General features: G+C 65.6%; 10 protein-coding genes. 6 read left to right on the forward strand and 4 right to left on the reverse strand.

All coding sequences use genetic code 11. The features are described from left to right. Positions 1-12: 12 nt before the first annotated feature. From ada to X735_RS138425, 4 genes are all read left to right on the forward strand, one after another. Positions 13-1125 carry a bifunctional DNA-binding transcriptional regulator/O6-methylguanine-DNA methyltransferase Ada gene (gene ada / locus X735_RS138440; RefSeq protein WP_023813866.1) on the forward strand — a complete coding sequence of 371 codons (1113 nt, stop codon included), beginning with the start codon at positions 13-15 and terminating at the stop codon, positions 1123-1125. Between the two features lie 12 nt (positions 1126-1137). Then, positions 1138-1365: a hypothetical protein gene (locus X735_RS138435; protein ID WP_023813867.1), complete on the forward strand. Its 228-nt coding sequence runs from the start codon at positions 1138-1140 to the stop codon at positions 1363-1365. Between the two features lie 103 nt (positions 1366-1468). Next, positions 1469-2023: a methylated-DNA--[protein]-cysteine S-methyltransferase gene (locus X735_RS138430; RefSeq protein ID WP_023813868.1), complete on the forward strand. Its 555-nt coding sequence runs from the start codon at positions 1469-1471 to the stop codon at positions 2021-2023. Then, positions 2020-2763, forward strand: coding sequence for a 2OG-Fe(II) oxygenase (locus tag X735_RS138425; RefSeq protein ID WP_023813869.1), 744 nt, complete (start codon positions 2020-2022; stop codon positions 2761-2763). The genes X735_RS138430 and X735_RS138425 overlap by 4 nt, the downstream gene beginning before the upstream one ends. A gap of 75 nt (positions 2764-2838) precedes the next feature. Here X735_RS138425 and X735_RS01000000166410 read toward each other — a convergent pair whose 3' ends face one another. Then, a complete protein-coding gene (locus tag X735_RS01000000166410; RefSeq protein WP_050592756.1) occupies positions 2839-3387 on the reverse strand; it encodes a dihydrofolate reductase family protein in 549 nt (182 codons plus the stop codon). A 103-nt stretch (positions 3388-3490) separates the two neighbouring features. Here X735_RS01000000166410 and X735_RS138420 point away from each other — a divergent pair, with 103 nt between their 5' ends. Both X735_RS138420 and dinB read left to right on the forward strand, forming a co-directional pair. Continuing rightward, positions 3491-3907 (forward strand): helix-turn-helix domain-containing protein, encoded by a 417-nt coding sequence (locus X735_RS138420; protein WP_023813870.1) that lies wholly within the window; start codon positions 3491-3493, stop codon positions 3905-3907. A 122-nt stretch (positions 3908-4029) separates the two neighbouring features. Further along, complete coding sequence (gene dinB, locus X735_RS138415; protein WP_023813871.1) at positions 4030-5277, forward strand: DNA polymerase IV; 1248 nt, start codon at positions 4030-4032, stop codon at positions 5275-5277. Between the two features lie 14 nt (positions 5278-5291). On the opposite strand, the gene X735_RS01000000166415 is transcribed toward dinB, so the two are convergent. From X735_RS01000000166415 to X735_RS138410, 3 genes are all read right to left on the reverse strand, one after another. Further along, positions 5292-5525, reverse strand: coding sequence for an excalibur calcium-binding domain-containing protein (locus X735_RS01000000166415; protein ID WP_245273303.1), 234 nt, complete (start codon positions 5523-5525; stop codon positions 5292-5294). A gap of 242 nt (positions 5526-5767) precedes the next feature. Continuing rightward, a complete protein-coding gene (locus tag X735_RS1000000166905; protein WP_023813873.1) occupies positions 5768-6790 on the reverse strand; it encodes a cupin domain-containing protein in 1023 nt (340 codons plus the stop codon). 140 nt (positions 6791-6930) lie between these two features. Then, on the reverse strand, positions 6931-7805 hold an 875-nt coding region (locus X735_RS138410), incomplete at its 5' end, for an FGGY-family carbohydrate kinase (protein ID WP_023813874.1).

The raw sequence follows: 7805 nt of genomic DNA on the forward strand, positions 1-7805 counted from the left end.
TCAATGCCGGCCATGTTCATCACCCTGGCGAAAAATCTGAAATCCGCGCCGCCGCAAATCGCCGACGATCCGCGCTGGGCGCGTATCGTTGCGCGCGACAAGTCGGCCGACGGCGCATTCTGGTATTCGGTGGCGACGACCGGCGTCTATTGCCGGCCTTCCTGCCCGTCGCGGCGCGCCAATCCGAAAAATGTGCAACTGCACGGCACGCTCGATCAGGCCAGGACAACCGGCTTTCGCCCGTGCCGGCGCTGCAACCCGGATGGCCCATCGCTCGAGGCCGGTAATGCCGCGATGGTCGCCGATGCCTGCCGCAGGATCGAGCAGAGCGAGGAAGAACCGTCGCTCGCTGAGCTGGCTGATGCCGCCGGCCGTAGCGCCGGTTATTTCCATCGTACCTTCAAGGCGGCCACCGGGCTGACACCGAAGGACTATGCCGCCGCGCACCGCGCCGCCCGGGTCCGCCAGGGCCTGGAAGACGGCGCCAGCGTGACGACGGCGATCTACGATGCCGGTTTCAATTCAAGCGGACGTTTTTACGAGAAATCCACCGGCATGCTCGGCATGACGCCAACGCGCTATCGCGCCGGCGGCGCTGATGAAGAGATCCGCTTCGCCGTCGGCGAGACTTCGCTCGGCGCCATCCTGGTCGCGTCCAGTCAAAAGGGCGTCGCCTCGATCCTGCTCGGCGACGATCCCGACGCGCTGGTGCGCGACCTGCAGGACCGTTTCCCCAGGGCACGGCTGATCGGCGGCGACAGCGACTACGAGGCGCTGGTCGCCCGCGTCGTCGGTTTCGTCGAGGTTCCGGCGCTCGGTCTCGATTTGCCGCTCGACGTGCGCGGCACCGCCTTCCAGCAGCGTGTCTGGCAGGCTTTACAAGACATCCCCGTCGGCCGCACGGTTTCCTATGCCGAGATCGCGCAGCGCATCGGTGCGCCGAAGGCAACCCGCGCCATCGCCGCCGCCTGCGCCGCCAACAATCATGCCGTCGCCATTCCCTGCCACCGCGTGATCCGCAGGGATGGCGCCCTGTCCGGCTACGCCTGGGGCGTTGAGCGCAAGCGCGCACTGCTGGAGCGTGAGGCGGCGTCCGACAATGCCAACCGGTCAATTCGGGCCTGACCAGGACCGGCAATGCGCGCGATGGCAAGGTCTCCCACCACCGATACGACCAGCCGGACCCAAGCTGCCGGCAGCCGGCGCGCCGAAGGCTCTAAGTTACTGGTGATGGCGGCCATTGGCGAGATGGTCGATCACGGCAGAGCCGAATGGAGCCGCACCGCGGCCGGCGAGATCGAGCTGCGGTTGTTGACGGGTGAGGTGTTTTTGCTCGGCGAGGTCGCTGTTACTCGTGTCGCGTAGAACGGTTCACCTACCTTCGAAATTCGAATTTGAAAGCAAGCACCGGAGTGAGCGCGAGAAGCCGTCCCTGTAGGGTTCACGCACAGACAAAGGAGTAAACGCAATGAACCTCATGCAAACCCAAATGGCGCCGCCGGCGAGCGTCCCCAATGCCTTCGACACCATAAGCTATGCCATCGGTGAATCCGCAATCGGCGACGTCCTGGCAGCGCGCAGCCAGATCGGCGTCTGCGCCATCCTGATCGGCTCGGACGCCGACGCGCTGGAGCGGGACCTTGGCCATTGCTTCCCCGACAAGATACTGGTCGAGGACGAGGCCGCACTGCGCGACGATCTCGCGACAATCGCGCGCTTCATCCAAATGCCCGGCGTCGGCCTCGACCTGCCGCTCGACATGCGCCACGGCACGCCATTCCAGCAACAGGTTTGGGATGTGCTGCGCAGCATCCCGTGCGGCGCCACCATCCGCTACACCGCACTGGCTCGCCGCCTCGGCCAGCCGAATGGCGCCCGCGCCGTGGCGACCGCCTGTGCGGCCAACGCGATCGCGCTGGGCATTCCCTGCCACCGTGTCGTCCGCGCCGACGGCTCACTGGCCGGTTACCGCTGGGGTGTCGAACGCAAACGCGCCCTGCTCGACAAGGAGGCTACGATATGAATGCCCATGCCAAAATTGCCAGATCGGTGATCGAAGCCGCCGAGACACGCGTCGCCGGTTACGACTGGCCGGCCCTTGCCGCCGAACTCGACGGCTTCGGCTGTGCCGTGATCGAAAAGCTGTTGTCGCCCGAGGAGTGCCGGCGGATCGCCGACCTCTATTCGGATGAGAAATATTTCCGCAGCCACATCCATATGGCCAGGCACGGCTTCGGCAAGGGCGAGTACCGCTATTTCCGCTATCCCTTGCCCGACCTCCTGGGTGGCCTGCGCAGCGCGCTCTACCCCAGGCTGGCCGAGGTCGCCAATCGGTGGAACGAGCGCATGGGGCAGGCCATGCGTTATCCCGCGACGCACGCCGCGTTTCTCGATCAGTGCCATGCCGCCGGCCAGTCACGGCCGACGCCGCTGCTGCTGCAATATGTGCCTGGCGACTTCAACTGCCTCCACCAGGATCTCTATGGCGACCTCGCCTTTCCGCTGCAGGTGGCGATCCTGCTCTCCGAACCGGGCCGGGATTTCAGCGGCGGCGAGTTCGCCCTGACCGAGCAGCGCCCGCGCATGCAGAGCCGGGTCGAAGTGGTGTCGCTGCGCCAGGGCGACGCCGTTGTCTTCGCCGTCCACAACCGGCCGGTGCAGGGCACCAAAGGCAATTACCGGGTCAACCTGCGCCATGGCGTCAGCCGGTTGCGCTCAGGCATGCGCCACACGGTCGGGATCATTTTTCACGATGCGAAGTGACCAGGGAGAAGATGGAGGTCCCCCTCACCCCGCCGGCGCATAGCGGCTGACCACCATGCCACAGGCATAGGCCTTCTAGCCGAGTAGCCGCAGGTTCCTAAAACCGCCCTGATCAAAAATCCGGCGGCCCGCACCCAGCACCGCCGGGTTGATGAAAAGCTGGAACTCGTCGACCAGCCCGGCCGCAATCAGCGCCGACGCGAAACCGGCGCCGCCGAACACCGCCATGTCGCCGCCCTCGCCCGCTTTCAGCGCATTGACTTCGCGCGGCAGGTCGCCGCTGACCACACTGGTGCGCTCCCAAGCCGGCTCCGAGGCCGATTGCTTGAGCTTGTTGCTGAGCACCACCTTGCGGGAGTCGACGATGCGCTGCGCAAAGGCGTAGAACGGATCGCGCGGAAACTTCTTCGCCGCATTGCCCCAATGGGTGAGATAGCCCTCCTGCGCCATCTTGCGGCTGAGCAGGATGGTATCGACGCCTGCGAAGACGGCGTTAAAGTCCTGCTTCAGCGCACCGTCCCAGGCGCTCTCGTCACCCCACTCCCAGAGCTGCCAGGAATGGTCCTCATTGGCGCCGACAAAGCCGTCGACCGACATCTGCATCTGCAGGACCAGCTTTTTCACCGTCATTCTCCTCAGGGCCATCGCAAAACAGTTTACATTTGGAACCGTTGACGCAAGGCCAAAACGATGTCAATAGTAAAGTGATTTAAAAATGGAACCATAGATGTCGACGCGCGAAAAGTCCGGCTGCCCGATCAACCTGTCACTCGAACTGATCGGCGACCGCTGGACGCTGCTCATCGTCCGCGACATGGTCTTCGCCGGGAAAAAGCACTTTCGCGAATTCCTGCAATCCGACGAAGGCATCTCCTCGCGCACGCTGGCCGAGCGACTGCAAACGCTTCAGGAGGAGGGCATCCTCACCCGAAGCGACGACCCGACGCATGGCTTGAGAACCGTCTACCGGCTGACCGAAGCAGGCATCGACCTCTTGCCGGTGCTGGCGACGCTCGGCGCCTGGGGCAGCAAGCACCGCAAGGCCGACGATAAGCTGGCCAGGATTGCCGACGAACTGGCGGCAGGCGGCGAAGCGGCGCTGGAAAGGATGAAAGCGGCGCTGCGAGCGGAGCATATTGTCTAGGCGGTTGCGTTCAGGCGGAACCGGCATGGCTGTTGCCGCACAAATCGCCCTTCCCTTGACAATGATCCATCTTTGTTCTTTATTTGTTCCAATCTATCAGCAACTGCGGATGTGCGGTCGGGATGGAAACGACAGCCACCATCCTGCATGCCGATCTCGACGCTTTCTACGCCTCGGTCGAGCAGTTGCTCGATCCGTCGCTGCGCGGCAAGCCGATCGCGGTGGGCGGCGGTGTCGTGCTCGCCGCTTCCTACGAGGCCCGCGCCTTCGGCGTGCGCGGCGGCATGCCCGGGCGCAAGGCGCGCGAACTCTGCCCGCATCTGATCTTCGTCGGTGGCAATTTCAGCCATTACCAGCGGCTAGGCGACGCGGCGATCAAGGTGCTCGACGATTTTACGCCATTGGTCGAGCGCATCTCCATCGACGAGGCCTTTGCCGACGTTGCCGGCTGCACGCATCTGTTCGGCTCCCCACAGGAGATCGCCACGACGATCCGCAGCCGGGTACGCGCCGAACTCGGCCTGCCGATCTCGATCGGCGTCGCCCGCACCAAGCATCTGGCCAAGATCGCCTCGCAGGTGGCAAAACCCGATGGGCTGGTGGTCGTCGAACCCGGCAGCGAGCTCGCTTTCCTGCACGACCTGCCGGTCGGGCTGATGTGGGGCGTCGGCTCGGCGACCAAAGCGCGGCTGGCGGAAATCGGCGTCGAGACCATCGGCCAGCTGGCCAGGACGCGCAGCGGCGCGCTGACGCGGCTGCTCGGCCCCGCCGCCGGCGAAAAGCTCGCCGCGCTGTCATGGAACCGCGACCCGCGAAAACTGGAGACGAAGCGCCGGGCGCATTCGGCCGGCGCGCAATCGGCGCTTGGCCGCAAGCCCGCCGTAGCTGACGTCATCGTGCCAACCCTGCTGCATCTGGCCGACCGCGTCGCCAGCCGGCTGCGCGCCAAGGCGCGGCCCGGCCGCACGGTGACGGTGCGCGTGCGCTTTGCCGATCTCAGCGCCGTCACCCGCTCGATCACGCTTGACCAGCCGATCTCGGCGACCGCGATGCTGGCCGAGATCGCCGGCGATCTGGTGCGCGGCGTGCTTGCCGACAACCCCCACGAGAGAACGATCTCGCTGCTGGCGATCTCGGTCTCGCATCTCGAGGAAAGCTTCGAATTACAGCTCGAACTGCCGCTCGATCTCGCCGACGAGAAGCAGAGGCCCGGCACCCGAAAAGGCCTGGCACGCTTTGACGCCGACCGCGCCATCGACAATATCCGCGAACGCTTCGGCAAACAGGCGGTCGGCTATGGCACGGTGGCGCTGGAGGCGGCGCGCTCGGTGCCGGATGAATTCAGGGAACTGGCGGAGAAGGAGCTGTGAAGCCAAGGCAAAGGCTATGGGCCGGTACGCGAGTAACGATGGACCCGAACGCCAGTGGAGCTTGCCCCGTGTCGTCGGCTTGCCCCGTGCCAGGGCTCGCAGGCTATGCCGTCATGGTCGGCATCGTGAGTCGGCCAATAGCCAGGTTCGCCCCTGCGGGCGGCCGTGCAGTTCGGGAACGCGGCAAGGTGCCTCAGCACCGAGAGAGGCGTATCAAACCGAATGCCGACGAAGCCANACGAAGCCATAGACGATATAGCCCGACAACAGAATGAACGGCGCGAACAAAGCCACCCATCTCAGCCTGCCAAGGCGGCGGTGATAGCGTGAAGGCCATCGCAAGAATGGCAGGAGCATCCCCGCCAACTCCCCCGTTGAAGTGCCCGAACCAGACTAGCGTCACCCAGGTAGGGTGGCAACAACGCCTATCTCCGAACGGTTCTCGCGTTCAGAGCGCGGCTATTTGAGTCGGATATCGACACTTTCAGTTCTACGCTTCGCCATCCCAATACCGCCTAACCCCGGCCATATCGAAAATGCCGTCGCGCCGGCGCAAGGCGTCGACCGCCATCTTGTTGGAATCGGGATAGACGCAGACCTCGTTGGGGTTTTTCTCGCCGATCATCAGATAGCGGCACGGTCCCGTACCGCTGTTGAGGAAGGAATGTCCAACCGCCAGGCCGGCCGGAAAGCAGACATAGTCGCCGGCTTTCATCTCGTGGCGCGCCTCGCCAAGCAGCAGCGTCACCTGCCCTTCCAGGATCAGCGCATGCTCTTCTTCCAGCATATGGTAGTGCCTGGGCGCCAGGCGCATGCCGGGGGCCGGCGCCTCGATCAGCACGCCGACATGGTAGTCGGGCCGTCCCAAGGCGGCACAGGTGAGGTGTTTGGACCGACCACCGAACCGCGCCCCCTCGCCTTCCTGTTTCCACTCGACAGCATCGCTGGCGACCGGCGGGATCGGCGCGGCCGGGGCCTTGGTGACACCGGCCGTCACATCCGACGGCAACGGATCGCCGGCGGCGAGGCCGGTGCTCTCACCGTCCCAGTAGGTTCGGGTCGCCGCGAGATCGAAGATCGCACGGCTGCCCAAGGCGCGCACCAGCACCTTGTTGGAGGCGGTGTAGACGACAACGTCGTTCGGGTTGCGCTCGCCGACGAGGACGTAGCGGCAGAGTGCGTCGCTGGTGTTGATGAGGCAATGCCCCGCCGCTGCACCTGCCGGAAAGCAGATGTAGTCGCCGGCCTTCATGGCGTAGGCGGCGTCGCCGACATGCGCGGTAAGCATCCCCTCGAAGATGAAGACATGCTCTTCCTCGAAAATATGGTAATGCGCCGGCGAAGTCTGCTTGCCCGCCGGCAACTCCTCGATCGCCACGCCGACATGGTAGTTTTCGCCAAGCGCGGCCAGCGACAAATGCCGATAGCGCACGCCGAAGCGCGGCACATCGGACCATTCCGTCCACGGCACCTCATCCGATGCGAATGGCACGGGCGCTTTCTCGTCAGCCATTGGGGCCTCCTGATCCTGTCGCCCTGCCCTCGTCGCAAGCCGCAGGAGGGTCTACGACAGAACAAAGCTGCCAGCTTCCGGCATCATCGCCAAGCGGTGTTCGCCACGCTCCTGACAGAGCCCGACAGGAGCCGCTCGCTTCAGCCTCGGATGGCCCTGCCGGCCTGCTGCAGCAGCTCGAACGCCGCGAAGCGCTTCGCGTGCCAGCCGGCCAGCGTAGCGTCGGGATGATAGACCTCGCCGAGTTCCGACATGCCGGCCATTGCCGCCGCCACATCCTTGTAGGTCCCGGCGGCGACGGCGCCCAGCATCGCCGAGCCGAGCAGCACCGGTTCCGGCGAAGTCGACGCCACCACCACCATGCCTGTCGTGTCGGCAAGCAGCTGGCGCACCAGCGGACTTTGCCCGGCGCCGCCACTGATGACGATGGTGTCGACGGCAATGCCTTTGTCATGCTCGGCCCGCACGATCTGGCGCGCGCCATAGCCCAGCCCGCAGACCCCGGCGACATAGAGCCCGACCAGGCTGTCGAGGCTGGTGTCGAGATCGAGCCCGGCGATCAGCGCGCGTGCGTCCGGGTCGGCGAAAGGCGCGCGGTTGCCAAGGAATTCCGGCACGACATGGATGCCGCCGACCAAGGCCGGCGTCGCCGCTGCCCCGTTGCGGCTCTGCGCCTGCAGCGACAGCCAGGCGCTGAGGCTGAGCCCCTCGGCCTGCGCCTTGGCGGTCGCTTCGCCGGCCGCCGGATGCATGCGCACTAGATGGTCGATGGCCGCACCCGCCGCAGATTGGCCGCCCTCGTTCAGCCACAGGCCCGGCACCATGGCCGAGAAATACGGACCCCAGACGCCGTCGACGAAGGCCGGCTCGGCGGTCGACGACATGGTGCAGGCTGAGGTGCCGAAGACATAGGCCATGCGCGACAGAACGCTGCCGAACGCGCCGCGCGCGCCGACCGTACCGACGCCGCCGGCATGCGCGTCGATCAGCCCCGCCGCCACGGCCGTGCCGGGGC

The sequence above is a fragment of the Mesorhizobium sp. L2C084A000 genome (assembly GCF_000502875.1).
Lineage (GTDB): Bacteria > Pseudomonadota > Alphaproteobacteria > Rhizobiales > Rhizobiaceae > Mesorhizobium.

What these genes read in the sequence shown, in the direction of transcription:
- ada (WP_023813866.1), top strand. Translation starts at nt 13, where the DNA reads ATGTTCATCACCCTGGCGAAAAATCTGAAATCCGCGCCGCCGCAAATC.
- X735_RS138435 (WP_023813867.1), top strand. Translation starts at nt 1,138, where the DNA reads ATGCGCGCGATGGCAAGGTCTCCCACCACCGATACGACCAGCCGGACC.
- X735_RS138430 (WP_023813868.1), top strand. Translation starts at nt 1,469, where the DNA reads ATGAACCTCATGCAAACCCAAATGGCGCCGCCGGCGAGCGTCCCCAAT.
- X735_RS138425 (WP_023813869.1), top strand. Translation starts at nt 2,020, where the DNA reads ATGAATGCCCATGCCAAAATTGCCAGATCGGTGATCGAAGCCGCCGAG.
- X735_RS138420 (WP_023813870.1), top strand. Translation starts at nt 3,491, where the DNA reads ATGTCGACGCGCGAAAAGTCCGGCTGCCCGATCAACCTGTCACTCGAA.
- dinB (WP_023813871.1), top strand. Translation starts at nt 4,030, where the DNA reads ATGGAAACGACAGCCACCATCCTGCATGCCGATCTCGACGCTTTCTAC.
- X735_RS1000000166905 (WP_023813873.1), bottom strand. Translation starts at nt 6,790, where the DNA reads ATGGCTGACGAGAAAGCGCCCGTGCCATTCGCATCGGATGAGGTGCCG.